This is a genomic window from Rickettsia hoogstraalii, from assembly GCF_000825685.1.
GTDB lineage: Bacteria > Pseudomonadota > Alphaproteobacteria > Rickettsiales > Rickettsiaceae > Rickettsia > Rickettsia hoogstraalii.
The window spans coordinates 92,325-109,244 of the sequence record NZ_CCXM01000001.1 but is presented as its reverse complement, the minus strand read 5'-3'; the positions used below and the strand labels follow the sequence as shown (position 1 = coordinate 109,244).

Below are 16,920 nucleotides of genomic sequence, written 5' to 3'. Positions count from 1 at the left end.
AACATGACCACCATTATCTATTTAATAGGAAAGCCCGGAACGGGTAAATATACTATAGCGAAAGAGCTTAGCAAAAGTATTATATGTGATAATCAGTTAATTAATAATCCTATTTTTGTTTTACTTGAATATGACGGCTTTAAGGATATTCCAAAATTTGCTTGGGATGCAATAGGTTGCATTCGTGATAATGTTTTTGATTTTATCACGAAAGAACCTTTGAATAATTACGTATTAACTAATGTCTTAGAAGAAAACGAAGGAGATCGTAAGTTGTTTAAACAAGTAGAGAATATGGCTTTGCAGCGTGGTTCTATTTTTGTGCCGGTAAAGCTAGTGATTTCAAAAGAAGAAAATAATAAACGAGTACAAAGCCTCGATAGAGCTTTGCGTTATAAATCCCTACGAATTGAAAGTAATGCAGAGTTAATTAATATCTCACATCCTCATTTGTTAGAAATAGATGTTAGTGATCTAACAGCAAATGTTGTAGCTGAGAGAATTTTAGAGCATGTAATATTAATAAAAAAAGTAAACTATGAACAATATAAATATTCATAAGGCAACTCTTGATAATATTACAAATATTTTACCTTTGATGGCTCAGCTTGGCTATTCTTCTAGTTCAGAAGAATTAACAGCACGTTTTAAGAATTTTATAAATAGTGATGGGTATGGTATTGCCATAGCTAGTTTAGATAATAAAATAGTTGGGCTTATTGCTTGGTCTAAATCACTGCTTTTTGTTTTAGACAAAACTAGAATTCATATTGAAGCATTAATTGTTGATGAAAATTATCGTGGGAAGCAAATAGGTAAAAAGCTTATGGAATATTTAGAAGAAATAGCAAAAAAATATAGCCCCGTAATCGTTGATCTTACTTCTGGTTATCGGCGTGCTAAGGATGGAACACATATATTTTATGAAGTGCTAGGTTATCATAATTCCGGAGAAATGGCTAAATTATATTTAAGAAAAGAGTTATGAATGTAAAAAATATTTCAAGAATATTTTTTCCCTTAATTATAAATCCTAAAAACAGTAATTAATAATTGAATATATTTAAGAATAGTATAAAACGTAAATACTGAAATTATTAAAATATATATTATGATGACTATAGTAGAACTCTTGGCTAAGTTCTGCTTTTTGCTTATAAAGTTTTTAACTTTTTTAGGTAAAATATTTATAAAATGTTGTGAAAGATTATTTAAAAAAAGTAAAATTCTAACTTCTAATCAAAAAACATATTTAAATGTTCCTTATCATGAAAAAGACCAAGCAAAACGCTTGGGAGCTAAATGGGATTCGGCAAAGAAGAGCTGGTTTGTACCTAACGGTGTAAATATAGATTTTTTTGCAAGATGGTTACCTCTCACATCATTATTTAACTTAAAAGCTCCATATTTTTACTTAGCACAAACACAACGTCAATGTTTTAAGTGCGGTAAAAATACTAAAATTAATGCTATTGTATTGCCTGAAGATTTTGAAGTATTAAATATGAAGAAAGTGAAATAGCAGAAGATAGTAATAAGGTAAGTAAACTGGTATTTGATTGTATGGATTATGTTTCAATTATTTCCTATATACAAGATATTTCTTCGCCTGCTTATTCAGAAATATTAAAATATACTAATAATTATGCTATAAATTACTCTGCTATAGTAAATGCACGATATTTTATGTCCGCATGTCAAAGTTGCGGAGTAGTTCAAGGAGATAATTATAGTATTCAGGAGTTCAATTCTCCTTTTTCACCTGTAGAAGTCGAAGATTTTTCTAAAATCTCTTTCAAAAAAATTCTTGTGCCTATTACCCTTGATGCTAGTGATTGGAGTATTGGATATCCACCTATTGAATATTATTTAGGTGATCATACAGTTGATGGAATGATGTATGTGACAAGTAACGGTTTTATAAAAAGATAATTAAATTCCTGCCACGCTTACTTATTAATCACTAATTTAAAATATGTAGAGGTTTTTTAATGTGTAGTAATTACTACAACCTAATCTCTGCTTTTGCTAAATCTTTTAAAGTACGTGATCCAGTACATATCATGGTAATTTTAAGCTGCTCGATTATCAATTGTATCTCTTCGGAAACTAAGTTTTCTGAAGTATCTGCCGCTTTTAATAATTGACCGGCAAGTCCAAAAATACTAGCTCCCATACGGATTGCTTTTGCTCCGTCAATACCGGACTTTAACCCACCGCTAGCAATAATCGGAATGTCCCCCGAAACTTCTCTCACCATTTTTAGAGAATCTAAAGTCGGGATTCCCCAGTTAATAAAGCTACTAGCTATACGATTTTGCAACGAATTTGTAGCACGATAAGCCTCTACTTGACTCCAAGATGTTCCACCGCTCCCTGCAATATCAAGAACCTTAACCTCTACCCTTATGAGGTTTTCAGCAACTTTTTCAGACAAACCGTATCCTACTTCTTTAACAATTACAGGGACAGAGAGGTAATTAACCACTTCTCTTATCTTAGGTAGCAGATTTTCCCAGTTTCTATTACCTTCCGGCTGAGTCAGCTCCTGCAATACATTCAAATGTAAAATTAAAGCATCGGCTTTAATAGCATCAACTAAATACTGACATTCTTTTGGTGTCACTCCGTAATTAAGCTGCACTGCACCGATATTGGCGAGTAATGGGATATCGGGAGCAACATCCCTTACCGCAAATGTCTTGATCGCATCCGGCTTCGTTAACAAAACCCGCATAGAGCCAATTCCCATAGCAATTCCGGCTTTTTGAGCGGCCTGTGCAAGTCGATAGTTAATATCTCCGGCTCTAGTCGTGCCTCCGGTCATACTAGAAATGAGAATAGGTGCTTGCAAAGATTTTCCAAGGAAAGTAGTAGTAGTATCTATGCTATCGTAGTTAATTTCCGGTAATGCGTTGTGAATAAATTGAATAGATTCAAAACCGCTTGTAAGCGTAGATTCAACGTTTTTCGTAAGGTTAATTTCAATATGATCTTGTTTTCTTTCTATATCTAAATTTTGATCTTTTGACATTTTACTCACTAATTCTTTTTATAGATAATCTATAACAATATTTCTAGGTCCTGTGAAGGAAAATTAAATTATTTATATTTTTAGATATTTTTAAGCGAAAATTAATAAGATTTTTGTAGTAATAGTTGTTCCTATTTCAAAAAAATCTTATAATTTGCAGCAAAAAATAGCAAAAATAGATTAATTTAATTTTCCTTCACAGGACCTAGCTTTGCAAAATATATTTCTTTGACTATTTCATATTTAATATTAGTAATCATTTTTTACTCTTAACATTGTATTTAAAATAATATATCATAAGTATAAAAACTAGTAGAGAATAATATGACTGATAAAAATCTAAACACAGCAGTATCTTACTATACTTCTATGCGTGCTAAGAAGTTTGAAGAGATGGCCACATGCTTGCATCCTAATATTCATTTTATAGGACCATTATCAGTTATGGATGGTAAAGAATCAGTTGTAGGAGCTGCTAAAAATTTTGCTATGTTTTTTAAAAATCTCACAAATCAGCGAAAAATTTTCTTCTAATGATAAAGTGATGCTAGCGCTTGAATTTGACTGCCCGGAGCCTATCGGTATTTTTCGAGGTGCTTCATTATTATCATTTAATGATGGGCTTATTTCTCGTATAGAATTATTTTATGATGCCCGTCCTTTTGTAAGCAAAAAAGAAGAGATTTTTAGTTAAAGATGATAGGAATTAGATAAATAATTCTTTAAGCATTAAGGTTTCATTTTTATTATTTTGAATTATTTTAAATCCTGCTTTCTCATAAGTTTTAATAGCAGCGATATTTTTTCTATCGGGATCAACTAAAATATGAGTATATTGCTTATCTATAAAATTTTCTAAAAAATTTTTTAAAGCAAGTAGCCCAATTCCTTTGTTTAAGTATTCAACTTCGCCTAAAAAGAAATCGATTGCTGCAAGTTTTGAAGGTAAGTTTATTAAGGGGCTTTGAACGCTCAAAATCATAGGCATTATAAATTTGGATGTATCCTATAGGAATACGGTCTGCTTCTATAATATAAGCTTGTATATTTTTAGGCTCATTAGATATCTTTTCAAACTTCGCTTCTAGAGGTAATTTAGACGTCAATCCGGTACTCGCATCTGCACGATTGTCTATATACGCTGCGGTGCTGTGTTCCGTGTATCCTTTAAATTCCTCTCTATAAGCTGGTTTGGAAAGATATCTATTATTTTCTAGCTTATACCCTCTGACATAGCTTGAATATTTTTGTTCGATTAGTTCTAAACTCCACTTTATATCCTCATCCCACCATAGCTTTACATGCGGCATTTCTAGCCATTTTAAAAGAAGCGAAAAATGAGAAGTAGAAAGCGGGGTAAAATTTATATGCATATTAGGTTCTTGCGTATGTTTTCTAAAAAGATTTAATTTTGGTTATTTGCAGCTAGCAATTATAAGATTTTTTTGAAATATGAATAACTATTCCTGCAAAAATCTTATTAATTTTTGCTAAAAAATACTTCAAAATAGTAAATCAATTAGAAAACATACACAAGAATCTAGGTTCTATGAAGTTTTGCTGCTTTACTATATAGTTAGTTATAAATTCTCTACTGATCTTATTAAATTTTTTAGTTGATCAAAAAACAACCATACTTCTTGTTTAAACCAATCTAACCATTGTGCTTCTGAGATGGGATATTCGGAAATGCGAGCAAGACCTATAAAAGTTTTTAGTTTTACAAGAAGATAAGCAATTCTTAAACTAATAAACTCTGCTTCATGCGTGCGTATTTCTTTTAGTATGATTTGCTCACATTCATTAAATATAGAGATTTTTTCTACGATAATCTGTTTTACAGGCTCACGATTCATAATATAGCCTAGCGGAGAGTATATGATTTTGCTTTTGGAAGTCATGTCAATTGCATCAAGGATTAAACCATGCAAAGCTTCTATAGCTTTATTGATTTCCTGATTTTTGAACTTAATATTTTCTTTAGGTTCTATTTGATGTAAGTTTTTAAAACGTAACGGTAGACTATACCCTACCCCTCTTGTGTTCAATATTATATCATCTAAATTTGGATGAAATTGTGCAATAAACAATCTGATTTCTGATAATCTACGATGCATACGCATTAAGTCAGAAACAATGAGATGGTGCTGCCTTAGAATTTCAGTAATTTGTTCATAAGGTAACGGTATAGGGTGTTTGCTAAACATTTCATATAGTACCGAGGCCATATAAGGCTTAAGTCTTGTTTCTTTTACTTGCTCATTTATTTCAAATGCGTAAGATAAGACTATCCTCATCAATCGTTATGACGTTTTGATTTTTAGTATCTACAAGCGATATGAACTTCATGTCACCTCATATGAAATACGAACAATATTATTTTTAAGTTTAACTTTACCAATAAGTATCTTACCAATTTCAGTAATAGAAGATAAATGCGTACCACCGCAAGGCACCGGTGCCATATCACCTATTCGTATAACCCGGAACTTTTTATTTTCCGGAATGATATAAGGAAGCTTATAAAATTGTCGCTCAAAAGAAGCAGGATCAGTTTCAAAAATTTCTGTTTTATTATTTTTAGCTATAGTTTGATCAACTGTATTTTGAATTTGCGTTACATCCACCGGCACATCACCTTGAAATTCAACATAAGCCTCTCCCGGAAAAAAATGACCTTTAACGGCTTTAAGCATAGGATAAAGTATTTCAACAATATTTCCAAGTAAATGTGCAGCAGTATGATACCTACTATTTAACATTCGTCTATTTTTATCCACCAAACAATTAATTATAGAATTTATCAGAATTTCGTTTGATGCTGCACCTATATAATGACGAATCTCTGTATCAACTTGACGTACTAAAGTAACACTTGCCTCAAAGTAATCATTTTGAATCACTCCTTGATCTGAAGGTTGCCCACCGCCCTGCGGATAAAATATAGTTTGATCCAATATTATAAATTTCCCCTTTTCATCTTCACCATAATTTAAAATAGAGGTCTTAGACTCAAATAGATATGTATTGTTTAAATATAATTGTATAGTCATATAGATATATCTTTACTGCATGTTCATTTTATATCTATATTATTTAAAAAACTTTGGATGAATATTACTAAATTATCCTTAAAATAGTATATAATAAATAATTTATCCTGCTAATATCCTAATTTTATCTTAGAAGAGCATAATTTTAAGAAACTCTTCAATAAATTACAATAATATCATATAGTAGCATTATACCATTCTGAAGCGACATTTAGTCCAAGTGCTTTTAGAAATTGGCGTTTAGGTTCATCATGTACTCCGCAAACTACTAATATTTGACTAGCCCCTTTGCTCTTAGCTTTGGGCTTAATTTTTTCAATTAAGTGTCCTCCTACAAAAGACCAATCATTTTCGGTTTCAACACAAAAATCATCAATCATTAGAGTTAGTCCTTTCGGGTCATAAACTTCCGGGGCTTCTATTAATCTTCCTATAATAAAACCAAGCATTTTATTTTCATCTTCTGCAACCAGTATTATATAATCATCTTGTAATAATAATTCCTTAAACCATTTACTTTGCGATTCTTCAGCCCCCTCTTTATATCGCCAAAATTGCGGTTGTGCTTTCTCATAGCTACGGCGTTTAGCGTAAGATAAAGAAACCATAGCAGAAATATCGTTATTATTAGCATCACGAATTAAAATATAATTTGTACTCATATATTTTTTACCATTAAATAACTTGTATTGTCTTTAAATGCTCCGCTTTGTGCTTTATACTCTCCGACTTGTTTAAAACCGGCTTTACTATAAACATGTATAGCTCGCGGATTATTTTCATCAGGATCAATAAAAAAAGTTCTGCTTAGCGAATCAACGGATTTATGGTAAAATTTTACAAACAATTCTAAAGTAGAGCTAGCTAGCCCTTTGCCTAAAAAGTTTTTATTACCTATGCCGAAATCAAGAGTTATTGTATGACCTGATTTAGACAAATATTTCCGTTGAATATCTGATAAATCTTGATCCTTTTGAAGAATGTCCGACAAAATGAAACAAAACGGTTCATTATTTATGAAACCAATCCAGTAATTAGTTGTTCCATAAAAATAATGCTGTTTTCTGCTGGTAATAAAATTCAGTATATCCTCTTTATGCTCTTTACTATTATCCCAAAACTCTTTTATATGCGGTTCTTCTAACCAGTTAAAAATGTATATTCATATATAATCTATAACATGGATAGATTTAGAAATAATATAATTAGTATATATAAAGAGCAAGGGGAAATCTGGCTTGAAAAACTACCGAAAATTGTATCAAAATTAGCTCAAGAATAGAACTTGTCTAACCTTAAGCCTATAGATAATTTATCTTTCAATTATGTTTTATCTGGTTATCAAAATAATAAGCCTATTATACTGAAGCTAAGCTTTACTGCTAAAGACCTAACAAACGAAGCGGAGGCTTTAAAAGTTTTTTCAGGGTTTGGTGCTGCAACTATTCTAGCCCAAAAAGATAAAGTTTTACTGCTTGAGCGAGCCGTTCCTGGTATTTCAAAAGAATATTCATCAGATAACAAAATTGCTATAGCTTGTTCTGTTATGAGCAAGCTGCACAGAGCATCTATACCAGAAATTCATCACTTCCCTAATATCAAGGATCAGCTGAAAGCTTTGGATAAAGAATGGGATTTGCCTAAAACTTACTTACAAAAGGCAAGAAAATTGAGAGATGAGCTTCTTCAAAATACTGAGCCTCAAATTTTACTTCACGGTGATTTACATCATGAGAATATATTACAAAATGGTAAGCATTGGGTAGTAATTGACCCTAAAGGAGTAATTGGATATCCTATAAATGAAGTATGTGCATTTATTATGGATATAGAGAAAGATACCGAATTTGTAGCAAATTATTTTGTCTTTAAATTACAAGAGGTTAGAAGCTGGTATTTTGTCCAGCTTATGTTAGCTATCTGTTGGAATCTTGAGGATAGAATAGAAAATGAGTTATTTTTGAAACTTGCCGATAAAGCATATAGCCTAGTTTAACTGTTAAGTATTTTTAATACCAATATAAATATCAACTATAGCATTTTTAAATCACTACTTCTTTCATCATATATTTCAAAGTCAGCTATGTAAGCTCTTTCACCTTCTAACATTGCCGTATTCATATTCCATATTTTTTGCCACATATCAATAACGACTTTAGGCATTTGATCGGGACCTGATGTAAATTTTGCATAAGTTTGCATTGGAATAGTAAGAGTTGAAAATTCTTTATCTATATTCTCAAAAGAAGTAACTTCTTCTCCAAGAAAGTAAGTATATTCCCCGGTAACATCGCTCTCATAATTTGTATAAACTGCAAAAATTTTTTCCGGAGTTTTTCTATTTAGGATTTTATCTTGTAATTTGCCTGCAAAAAATTGCTGCATTGTTGTCCCTATTTTTGCAGTATCAGCGTTCATTTCTGCGGCGTTTGAGGTGCGCGGGCTGTAATACCGACTAATTTAATTTCTGATAATTGTGTAATTACTTTATTCATTTTATAGCCTCTTAATTAATTCACTAAGTAAGTTAAAGCTAATCTAAAAAGGAATAAAGTCCTTAGTGTATAATATGTTTACTGTTTGAAGTGTTTATAAATTGAAATAGAAATAAGACATGGTGGAGCCAGAGGGAATCGAACCCTCGACCTCTTGAATGCCATTCAAGCACTCTACCAACTGAGCTATGACCCCAATAACAAATTAATTCTCTTATACTATAATAATAAAACTAAATCTATAAGATTTTTTTATAAAATTCTTTAAGCATTGCTAACTAAGTATAGATTAATTAGCAATTAACGTCTGAGCTACGAAAAAATTAAAATTTTTGACTAAGCAATCCAGTAAGAAAATATTAGAATTAGCACTTTTTATTATTTTTCTGGATTACCACAGCCACTTCGTGGCTTCGCAATGACGAATCTATATTTAGTTAGCAATACCAATTCTTTATTTTGCTGACATTGTCATAGCATCTCTAGAAGAAATTATATTATCGATTATTCCAAATTTCTTTGCTTCTTCCGGTGACATGAAATTATCACGTTCCATACTTTTTTCGATATGTTTTAACTCTTGTCCAGTATGTTTACTATACAATTCGTTAAGTAACCTTTTGATTTTTAGGGTTTCTTGAGCGTGAATTTCTATATCGGTAGCTTGTCCTTTATAACCTCCTGACGGTTGATGGATCATAATACGGCTATGAGGTAAACTATAACGCATTCCCTTCTCGCCTCCGCAAAGTAAAAGTGAACCCATAGAACAAGCTTGACCTATACATAATGTAGCTACTTTAGGTTTTATATATTGCATTGTATCATAAATAGCAAGCCCTGCAGTTACAACTCCTCCAGGAGAATTTATATATATATATATATCTTTTTTAGGATTTTCTGCTTCAAGAAACAATAATTGTGCAACGATTAAGTTTGCCATATTATCTTCAACAGTACTACATACAAAGATTATACGTTCTTTTAGCAATCTTGAATATATATCATAAGCACGTTCACCGCATGATGTTTGTTCAATTACTATCGGTACATACGACATTAATATTTTCTCCTGAAATTGATTATATGATGTTTCGTCATTGCGAGGAAAAACTGTAAGTTTTGACGAAGCAATCCAGTTAAAAATTCTGATTTACAGAATTTTTTTAATTATTTTTACTGGATTGCCACGCTCCCTACGGTCGCTCGCAATGACGATGATATATCCACGCGGGCAAAGCCTGCTCGCAGTGATGATTGCTTACTTCTTATCTTCTAAAGCATTAGCAAGTATATCTCCCATATTGGTGGTATTATCACTAGAACCATATTCTTTGAGAGCTTTTTGACGTTCTGCTATTTTATGAGCTTTTACCGATAATAAAATTCTACCGGATTTCTCAATAGAAGTAACTTTTGCTTCTATTTCTTCTTCTATTTTAAACATTTCAGGTTTCTGCTCGTCTTTTTCATCAGATAATTCAGCTTTTTTAATAAAACCTGCTACTTTATTGTTTAATAGTACTTCGAGTCCATCATCTTTAATTTCAGTTATAAGGGCTTTAACTATTGTGCCTTTTTTATATTCGTCACTGATTTCTTGATATGGATTAGGCGACAATTGTTTTATACCTAAGCTAACTTGTTCTTTTTCAATATTAATGGCTAGAACTTTGCATTCTATTTCGTCACCTTTCTTGTATGATTTTAATAGATCTGTTCCCTTATCTTCCCAGCTAATATCACCTTCATGAATCATGCCGTCGATATTATTACCGAGTGCAACAAAAATACTGAAATCCGTAATATTTCTAATCGGTGCTTTAATTATAGTACCGACAGGATTATTTTCAGCGAACTTTATTAAAGGATTTTCTTGGCATTGTTTAATACTTAAGGAAACACGATGCTTTTCAGTATCGACCTCTAAAACTACGAATTCTACTTCTTGCCCTATAGTTAGCGTTTTTCTAGGGTTTTGATTAGATTTTAACCAACTAATTTCGCTTGAATGAACAAGTCCCTCAAGTCCGTCTCTTAATTCTATAAATACGCCGTAATCAGCAAAATTTGTAACTTTACCGGTCATTTTTTTGCCGACGGGGAATTCTTCTTTAATTGCTTCCCATGGGTTAGAATCAAGTTGTTTTATACCAAGAGATATTCTTTTGGTTTTTTCATCAAATTTAATAACCATTACTTTAACCTTTTGGTTAAATTCTAATACTTCTGAAGGATGGTTAACTCTTCCCCAAGAAATATCGGTTAAATGTAATAAACCGTCAACACTTCCAAGATCGATAAATGCACCGTAATCAGTAATGTTTTTTACGGTTCCTTTTAACACCATGCCCTCTTTAATTTTAGATAGCATCTCATCTCTAGCTTCGGAACGTGATTCTTCTAAAATAGCTCTTCTTGAAACTACTATATTACCAAGCTTTTTATCCATGCTTAAAATTTTAAACGGTTGCTTAATATTCATTATAGAAGTAGGATCTTTAATAGGTCTAATGTCAACTTGGCTTCCCGGTAAGAATGCTACTACACCGGATAAATCCACGGTAAAGCCTCCTTTCACACGACCGAAAATCGTACCGTCGACAAATTCACCCTTGGAGTACATGATTTCTAGTTGTCCCCATAATTCTTCTTTAACTGCTTTTTCACGGCTCAATATCGTTCTGCCGTTACGTCCCTCAATTTTCTCGATGAAAACTTCAACTACGTCCCCAACTTCAGGTAAAGCTAAAAATTCAGACTTAGGTATTCTACCTTCATTTTTTAATCCAACGTCAACAATAACCATATCGTTTTTTATTTCGATTACTTGACCTTTAACTACCGTTTTTTCTTTTATATGACTTGTATCAACGGTTTCAAGCATTTTAGAAAAATCTTCTTCAAATTCGTGATTAATTGCTGCAAGTTGTGGAACAAATCGTTGTTTTAGTTTTATTGACATATTTTTCTCGTAATATTAGCTAAAGTGCTTAGGCTAATAAGATTTTTTAAAGGGTTAATAAAATTGGATGCTGCTGCATGGCTAAAAAAAGCGTTTTATGTCATTCCTAGCTAAAAGGGCGTTGTTGTCTGACTCAAAAAAACCGCTCGATGTCATTCCCGCGTAGGCGGGAATCCGAAAAATAACTTCAATATTGATATAGAAGTTACATATTTAATAAAAAAATAAGTTTTTTATATGTTTTACTGGATTCCCGCTTTCGCGGGAATGACATAAACGAGCTATGCAACAACGCCGCTAAAAGCGGCAATAAACATACTAGCCACGCAACAACGCCATAAAATCGAATAAAATAACTTAGCACTTTTTCAAGTTATTTTATTCTTTATGTAATTTGTTACTTCTTCTACGACTTCTATAGCCGAAAGCTCTGAAGTATCGATAATTAAAGCACCTGAAGCCGGTAATAACGGTGCGGCTTTTCGCTCTTTATCTCTTTTATCTCGCAAAATTATTTGCCGTAAAATCTCATCGAGTATACATGTTTTTCCTTTTGCTTGCAACTGCTTATATCGTCTTTCAGCCCTAATTTGAGGATTTGCAGTGATAAAAATCTTTAAATCGGCGTCAGGTGCAACAACGGTACCTATATCCCTACCCTCCATAATGATTCTTGGCGTTGTTTTTACTAGATTAATCAGATATTTATTTAGATTATTTCTAACTTCGCTTATTACGGCAATTTGCGAGGCTATATTCCCTATATCCTCATTTTCTAAGTCAAAATTATTATCGAGCTTTAATTCTTTAGATAAAGCAATCACCTCATCTATATCAGTGACATCTATTTTTTGATTAATACAGTCAAAAGCAAGCTGCCTATAAACAATACTTGACTGAAAATATTTAAGAGAAAAATTTTTTGCCAATATTAAACCGATAGTCCCTTTACCTGAAGCAGCAGGACCGTCAAGAGAAATAGTAAAATTTTTAGAAATATCAAATGCTTTAGTTTTTAAATCCACCATAAAATTATAGACTAAATAATAAAATATTATAAATAATGGAAATAAAGCTTGAAATCTAGTACATTATGCAATAAATATAGAATTTAAAATTATTAGAGCCTATCAGTAAATAAATTTTAACCGATAATTTAATTCTTTTTTGCTGCAAATTATAAGATTTTTTTGAAATATGAATAACTATTCCTACAAAAATCTTATTAATTTTCGCTAAAAAAGCTCTTTAATTACTAATTAAAATTTATTTACTGATAGGCTCTAAGGGTGATTAGCTCAGTTGGTTAGAGCATTACGTTGACATCGTAAAGGTCAGAGGTTCGATCCCTCTATCACCCACCACCTTATCTCCTAGTATAGTAAACAATGATCACGATTGTGAGGACGCTCAGGATTTTGTATGTAGCGAGTGTATATCTAAAGGTAGGTTATATTATTACAAATTAATAATATTGTATATATAACAAGCGATACAAAAAGTATAGGATTGGAAAAGTTAGGTAAAAAGCTCAGTACAGGACAAAGAGATTAACAAACCCGAGTTGCCAATTAATTATACTGGCAAAAGCTATATTTAAAGCTGATTCCATGTGAGACTCGATACTAAAACATTTTTAATACAAAAATATTTCTAAAAATATAGTTTTTATTGAGTGTTTTAATGTTAAAATTAACCTCAAACGTTCATAAAATCTAGCTCTGCTCTTATAAATTAATTAGCAACTCGGGTTTGTTAATCTCTTTGTCCTGTACTGAGGTAAAAAGTATTAAAAATAATTAATAAGCATTAATGAAAAAGATAGAAGGTTATCAAACAAATTTTGAGATATGTATTTATGCTAAGAAGTTATTAGATAAAGTAATATATTTAAATAGTGTAGTAAAAGTACCACCAGTGGGTGTATTGGAGGTAAAGAAAGCTATATACTATGCTAAGAAATATCATGGTAGTCAGATGCGTCAATCAGGAGAACCATTTTATTCACATCCGATAGAAGTAGCATATATGATATCAGATTACTTATTTAGAACAGATATACTAGTTACTAGTATATTGCATGATACTATAGAGGATACAGAACTTACCAAGGAGAAAATATTACAAGAATTTGGAGAGGATATAGCCAATCAAGTAATGGATTTGACGAGGATTAAGGAGAATGGTATAAAGATTAGTTCTGCTGAAATGGTAGAAATGTTATACAAAGAGAAGAAACATGATGTACTTCTGATAAAGTTATTTGATAGACTGCATAATATACAGACAATAGGTGCTAAATCTCCTGAAAAAGCTCAGAAAATTGTAAATGAAACTTTAATGAGTTTTATTGTTTTGATGCCTTACTTGGGCATTTCATCATTAGAAAAACACTTTTATCGATTATGTTTAAATGCTACACATAACAATAGAGTAAAGGAAAATACATTATTCACTAATAATCTTAGAAAATTTTGGAGTTATTTTAAACACAACACTGAAGCTATAAATATAATTTAGCGTACTACTTGATTATTTATAGAGTAGATTTTTTGGTAGTAATTGAAATACTTTATGCTTTAGGTTAATTCTATTAAATGTATATATTACATGAATTTCATTGTTATCAGGACTCATAATAATAGCAGGATATGAATATTCTTCAGACAGGATGTTACTATATTCTATATCCCCTTCAGGATAGATAGAATTTCTAATGGTGATAGGGTGCCAATTTAACCCCTCATCATAGGATGTAGCTACACTTAATATATTTCGTGATTTATGATTATTGATTACTCGATTATATGCAAGTAGCAATGCGTCACTACTTAAATTAATAGCATCAATAGCACTATCAGGATTTAATAAATTTACTGGTTCTAAATTGCTCCAATATATTCCTTTATTTATAGATATTGATCTGTGTATGTAAGTAGAAATTAAGGAATCAGTTTTTCTAGGTCTTACTAACATTATGATTTTATTTGGTAAATTACTACTAACTAAAGTTGGTTGTATAAAACCTCTGTAACCTTTTTGAAAAATTTGAGGGTTGGATGGTAATATAGGATTACTTAAATTCCATGTATGTAAATCTGATGAATATTCTATATATGAAAAATCATCAATACAACTTTCTCGAGAACACGGAGATAAAATATTATTTTCATAAATTAGTGGCTTATTACGTGCTGGTCCTAGAATACCATGTAATAGTTCTGGTTTTTGCCATGTTAATCCCTGATCATAAGAACGAGATAATATTCCACTCCATGTTCTTGGATAAGGTCCAATTTTACTAAAAATGAGTAACTGATTATTCAAGAAAGTAATTACTGGATTTCCACAACTGATTATCCCATTATCTTGCTTTAGAGGGATATGATGATCACGGAAATATTGCGGTGAAACGATTCTTTCTGGAGTAGTCCATTGATAATGATTATTACTTTTAAATCCTAAACTGATCCAAATGCTATTATTTTCTTCTGATTTACCTGATTCAGATCGTGTTTTACCAAAAAATGATGTTGTTAATTTTTTATCATCAAAAGCAAATATGGTCGCAGCATGAACATCTTTTAGATCTGAATTATCTAAAATAAATTCTTCTATTTTTGTTTCTAAAATAAACATGATGTTTTATTTTTTTCTAAATTATTGAAATAATTTAATCCAAGTGTAAATCCTATTATTATTGGAAATAGTATCATTTGTATTCCCCAATGGCCAAAATATTTTGTTAAATATACAAGACCAAAAGATATAATAATATTCATGGAAACAGTCGATAAAGCAAAAATTATACTTGCTGTTCTAAAACGTTTAAAAACTGGAAAATACTTTAGAAAAATTGGCATAGCTGGATTGGCACTAAGAAAAAATAACATTACAAATGATTGAATTAAGAACAAATGAACAGAAGTAGTAATATTATTTAGTAAATAAGGACAAATGAGAGCAAAAATAAAAAATATTACTAATTTAATCTTAAGAATTTTTAATGGGTATATAATATAACTTAAATAAGTTAATATTAAATAAGCACAAAAATTTACTATTGCTACAATAAAATTGTGATGAATAACTGCTCCTGCTGTAAAATTAAAAGAATTTTTTAAAATTTCACCACAATAAATATAAGTAAAATAAAAACATATTGGCCAACCACATGATATTAATAATAAAAAGAAGGCTGTTTTTAGATTGACCCTTTCATTGTAAATAAGATTATCTTTTAATGGATTATCTGTAGTTTTTTGTATTAAAGTAATATTTTTCTTAACGCGGCGTTTTGCATCAGCAAATTCAGGAGTTTCTCGAAGTGCAGTTCTAGCAACTGCTCCAACAATTGCTATTATAGTTCCAAGCAAAAACGCTATACGCCAATTAAATCCAAATGAGGTGACTAAAGATGCAACAGCTAAGGCTATCATTCCTCCTAAATTAGCAAATACTGATGTCATTAGAACAATAGGATATTGTATAGGAGGTTTTGTTATTTCTAGTAAGTATAGTTGTGCTCCAACTATTTCACCCATAGAAGATAGACCTTGAATAATACGACATGTTATAACTATCACAGTAGCAATGAGTCCTTTCTCAGCATAAGTTGGGACAAGCGCCATTGCAAGACATGAAGACGACATTAAGAATGTAGTAATAATTACAGTTGCTTTACGACCAATTATGTCACCAACTAAGCCAAAAACTATGGCTCCAACAGGCCTCATCACATAAGTAGAACAAAATGCAAAAGCAGAGTAAATAGCTTGAGTATGAGGGTCTGCCTTAGGAAAAAATAATTCATTTAATAAAACTGTCATATGAACATATAGCATCAGATCAAAATATTCTAAAAATGTTCCAATTGATAATAATCCTACAGCTTTTTTTTGTTCTGTTGTTAATGAAGTAAATGTTCCTTCATTATGTTTAATATATTCTATCATTACTTGACTGTTTTAAATACCATATAATGGTATCAGATAATATACAATTTATCTACTCCTTAATTTAAATATTAAAAATTTTTATATATGATATTAATATTAAATTATCTTAATTCGTGATTATCAAAAATATTTTTGCCGATTTTAGTCCAGTGATCTTGGATATTAGGATTTTGTATTAATTTTTCTTTTAAAGAAACAAAAGCTCCTAGTAAACTGTTAGTGGGTAAATCATCAAGTTTAGCTTTAACAACTAAGCCGCCGATTTCAATTAAACCTTGAATTTTAAGTCTTGCTTCTTCAGTAATAATTTGAGCTTTTTTTGTTCTAATTTTAATCTACGTTTTATGACATTATCCATATAGATAGTTTTTTCATGATTATTATAATCATTATGAATCATCAATAAATTATGGAA

At 30.9% G+C, this 16,920-nt stretch carries 21 protein-coding genes, 2 tRNA genes and 2 pseudogenes; 10 read left to right on the top strand and 15 right to left on the bottom strand.

Annotation, left to right across the window (positions count from 1 at the left end):
- Nucleotides 1-294 precede the first annotated feature (294 nt).
- From BN1174_RS12860 to BN1174_RS00565, 4 genes are all read left to right on the top strand, one after another.
- Nucleotides 295-561, top strand: a complete 267-nt coding sequence (locus BN1174_RS12860; RefSeq protein ID WP_040257768.1) for a hypothetical protein — start codon at nt 295-297, stop codon at nt 559-561.
- Nucleotides 539-988 (top strand): GNAT family N-acetyltransferase, encoded by a 450-nt coding sequence (locus BN1174_RS00575; protein ID WP_040255737.1) that lies wholly within the window; start codon nt 539-541, stop codon nt 986-988. Before BN1174_RS12860 ends, BN1174_RS00575 begins: the two co-directional genes overlap by 23 nt.
- Nucleotides 989-1,111: 123 nt before the next feature.
- Nucleotides 1,112-1,522: a DUF5710 domain-containing protein gene (locus tag BN1174_RS00570; protein ID WP_197062016.1), complete on the top strand. Its 411-nt coding sequence runs from the start codon at nt 1,112-1,114 to the stop codon at nt 1,520-1,522.
- A gap of 41 nt (nt 1,523-1,563) precedes the next feature.
- The gene (locus BN1174_RS00565; protein ID WP_040255733.1) at nt 1,564-1,932 is read left to right on the top strand and encodes a hypothetical protein; all 369 of its coding nucleotides are present in this window, start codon (nt 1,564-1,566) and stop codon (nt 1,930-1,932) included.
- Nucleotides 1,933-2,005: 73 nt separating this feature from the next.
- Here the strand turns inward: BN1174_RS00565 and fni are convergent, their stop codons facing one another.
- On the bottom strand, nt 2,006-3,034 hold the full coding sequence (gene fni, locus BN1174_RS00560) for a type 2 isopentenyl-diphosphate Delta-isomerase (protein WP_040255732.1): 1,029 nt from the start codon (nt 3,032-3,034) through the stop codon (nt 2,006-2,008).
- A 324-nt stretch (nt 3,035-3,358) separates the two neighbouring features.
- Between fni and BN1174_RS00555 the strand changes: the two genes are divergently transcribed.
- A complete protein-coding gene (locus tag BN1174_RS00555) occupies nt 3,359-3,568 on the top strand; it encodes a nuclear transport factor 2 family protein (protein ID WP_040255730.1) in 210 nt (69 codons plus the stop codon).
- 10 nt (nt 3,569-3,578) lie between these two features.
- The gene (locus tag BN1174_RS09465) at nt 3,579-3,728 is read left to right on the top strand and encodes a hypothetical protein (RefSeq protein WP_156138410.1); all 150 of its coding nucleotides are present in this window, start codon (nt 3,579-3,581) and stop codon (nt 3,726-3,728) included.
- A 12-nt stretch (nt 3,729-3,740) separates the two neighbouring features.
- On the opposite strand, the gene BN1174_RS11200 is transcribed toward BN1174_RS09465, so the two are convergent.
- The 6 genes and pseudogenes from BN1174_RS11200 to BN1174_RS00530 all read right to left on the bottom strand — a co-directional run bounded on the left by BN1174_RS11200 (nt 3,741) and on the right by BN1174_RS00530 (nt 7,243).
- Entirely contained in the window at nt 3,741-4,010 is a 270-nt protein-coding gene (locus tag BN1174_RS11200; RefSeq protein ID WP_231555700.1) for a GNAT family N-acetyltransferase, read from the bottom strand.
- A 241-nt stretch (nt 4,011-4,251) separates the two neighbouring features.
- Nucleotides 4,252-4,407: pseudogene (locus BN1174_RS13315) on the bottom strand (GNAT family N-acetyltransferase); the annotation flags it as partial.
- A gap of 207 nt (nt 4,408-4,614) precedes the next feature.
- Entirely contained in the window at nt 4,615-5,331 is a 717-nt protein-coding gene (locus BN1174_RS00545; protein WP_040255728.1) for a hypothetical protein, read from the bottom strand.
- Nucleotides 5,332-5,379: 48 nt separating this feature from the next.
- A complete protein-coding gene (locus BN1174_RS00540; protein ID WP_040255726.1) occupies nt 5,380-6,087 on the bottom strand; it encodes an alanine--tRNA ligase-related protein in 708 nt (235 codons plus the stop codon).
- A 176-nt stretch (nt 6,088-6,263) separates the two neighbouring features.
- Entirely contained in the window at nt 6,264-6,749 is a 486-nt protein-coding gene (locus tag BN1174_RS00535) for a GNAT family N-acetyltransferase (RefSeq protein WP_040255724.1), read from the bottom strand.
- Entirely contained in the window at nt 6,746-7,243 is a 498-nt protein-coding gene (locus BN1174_RS00530) for a GNAT family N-acetyltransferase (protein WP_408005879.1), read from the bottom strand. Before BN1174_RS00530 ends, BN1174_RS00535 begins: the two co-directional genes overlap by 4 nt.
- 129 nt (nt 7,244-7,372) lie before the next feature.
- Here BN1174_RS00530 and BN1174_RS08115 point away from each other — a divergent pair, with 129 nt between their 5' ends.
- Nucleotides 7,373-8,083: an aminoglycoside phosphotransferase family protein gene (locus tag BN1174_RS08115; protein WP_231555698.1), complete on the top strand. Its 711-nt coding sequence runs from the start codon at nt 7,373-7,375 to the stop codon at nt 8,081-8,083.
- 35 nt (nt 8,084-8,118) lie between these two features.
- On the opposite strand, the gene BN1174_RS00515 is transcribed toward BN1174_RS08115, so the two are convergent.
- From BN1174_RS00515 to clpP, 3 genes are all read right to left on the bottom strand, one after another.
- The gene (locus tag BN1174_RS00515) at nt 8,119-8,505 is read right to left on the bottom strand and encodes a GyrI-like domain-containing protein (RefSeq protein WP_231555697.1); all 387 of its coding nucleotides are present in this window, start codon (nt 8,503-8,505) and stop codon (nt 8,119-8,121) included.
- A gap of 197 nt (nt 8,506-8,702) precedes the next feature.
- Nucleotides 8,703-8,778, bottom strand: a tRNA-Ala gene (locus BN1174_RS00510).
- 258 nt (nt 8,779-9,036) lie between these two features.
- Nucleotides 9,037-9,642, bottom strand: a complete 606-nt coding sequence (gene clpP / locus BN1174_RS00505; RefSeq protein ID WP_040255722.1) for an ATP-dependent Clp endopeptidase proteolytic subunit ClpP — start codon at nt 9,640-9,642, stop codon at nt 9,037-9,039.
- Between the two features lie 40 nt (nt 9,643-9,682).
- On the opposite strand from clpP, the gene BN1174_RS09460 reads away from it, so the two are divergent.
- Nucleotides 9,683-9,931, top strand: coding sequence for a hypothetical protein (locus BN1174_RS09460; protein WP_156138409.1), 249 nt, complete (start codon nt 9,683-9,685; stop codon nt 9,929-9,931).
- On the opposite strand, the gene BN1174_RS00500 is transcribed toward BN1174_RS09460, so the two are convergent.
- Entirely contained in the window at nt 9,844-11,547 is a 1,704-nt protein-coding gene (locus BN1174_RS00500) for a 30S ribosomal protein S1 (RefSeq protein WP_040255720.1), read from the bottom strand. The genes BN1174_RS09460 and BN1174_RS00500 overlap by 88 nt on opposite strands.
- A 368-nt stretch (nt 11,548-11,915) precedes the next feature.
- Nucleotides 11,916-12,575: a (d)CMP kinase gene (cmk, locus tag BN1174_RS00495; protein WP_040255718.1), complete on the bottom strand. Its 660-nt coding sequence runs from the start codon at nt 12,573-12,575 to the stop codon at nt 11,916-11,918.
- 259 nt (nt 12,576-12,834) lie between these two features.
- Here cmk and BN1174_RS00490 point away from each other — a divergent pair.
- Both BN1174_RS00490 and BN1174_RS00485 read left to right on the top strand, forming a co-directional pair.
- Nucleotides 12,835-12,911: transfer RNA gene (locus BN1174_RS00490), tRNA-Val, on the top strand.
- A gap of 448 nt (nt 12,912-13,359) precedes the next feature.
- Nucleotides 13,360-14,067, top strand: coding sequence for an HD domain-containing protein (locus BN1174_RS00485; protein ID WP_040255716.1), 708 nt, complete (start codon nt 13,360-13,362; stop codon nt 14,065-14,067).
- Between the two features lie 12 nt (nt 14,068-14,079).
- On the opposite strand, the gene BN1174_RS00480 is transcribed toward BN1174_RS00485, so the two are convergent.
- From BN1174_RS00480 to BN1174_RS08110, 3 genes and pseudogenes are all read right to left on the bottom strand, one after another.
- Nucleotides 14,080-15,186 (bottom strand): exo-alpha-sialidase, encoded by a 1,107-nt coding sequence (locus tag BN1174_RS00480; RefSeq protein WP_040255714.1) that lies wholly within the window; start codon nt 15,184-15,186, stop codon nt 14,080-14,082.
- Entirely contained in the window at nt 15,174-16,502 is a 1,329-nt protein-coding gene (locus BN1174_RS00475; protein ID WP_040255712.1) for an MFS transporter, read from the bottom strand. The genes BN1174_RS00480 and BN1174_RS00475 overlap by 13 nt, the downstream gene beginning before the upstream one ends.
- 104 nt (nt 16,503-16,606) lie before the next feature.
- A pseudogene (locus BN1174_RS08110) lies at nt 16,607-16,863 on the bottom strand (conjugal transfer protein TraD).
- Nucleotides 16,864-16,920: the final 57 nt, after the last annotated feature.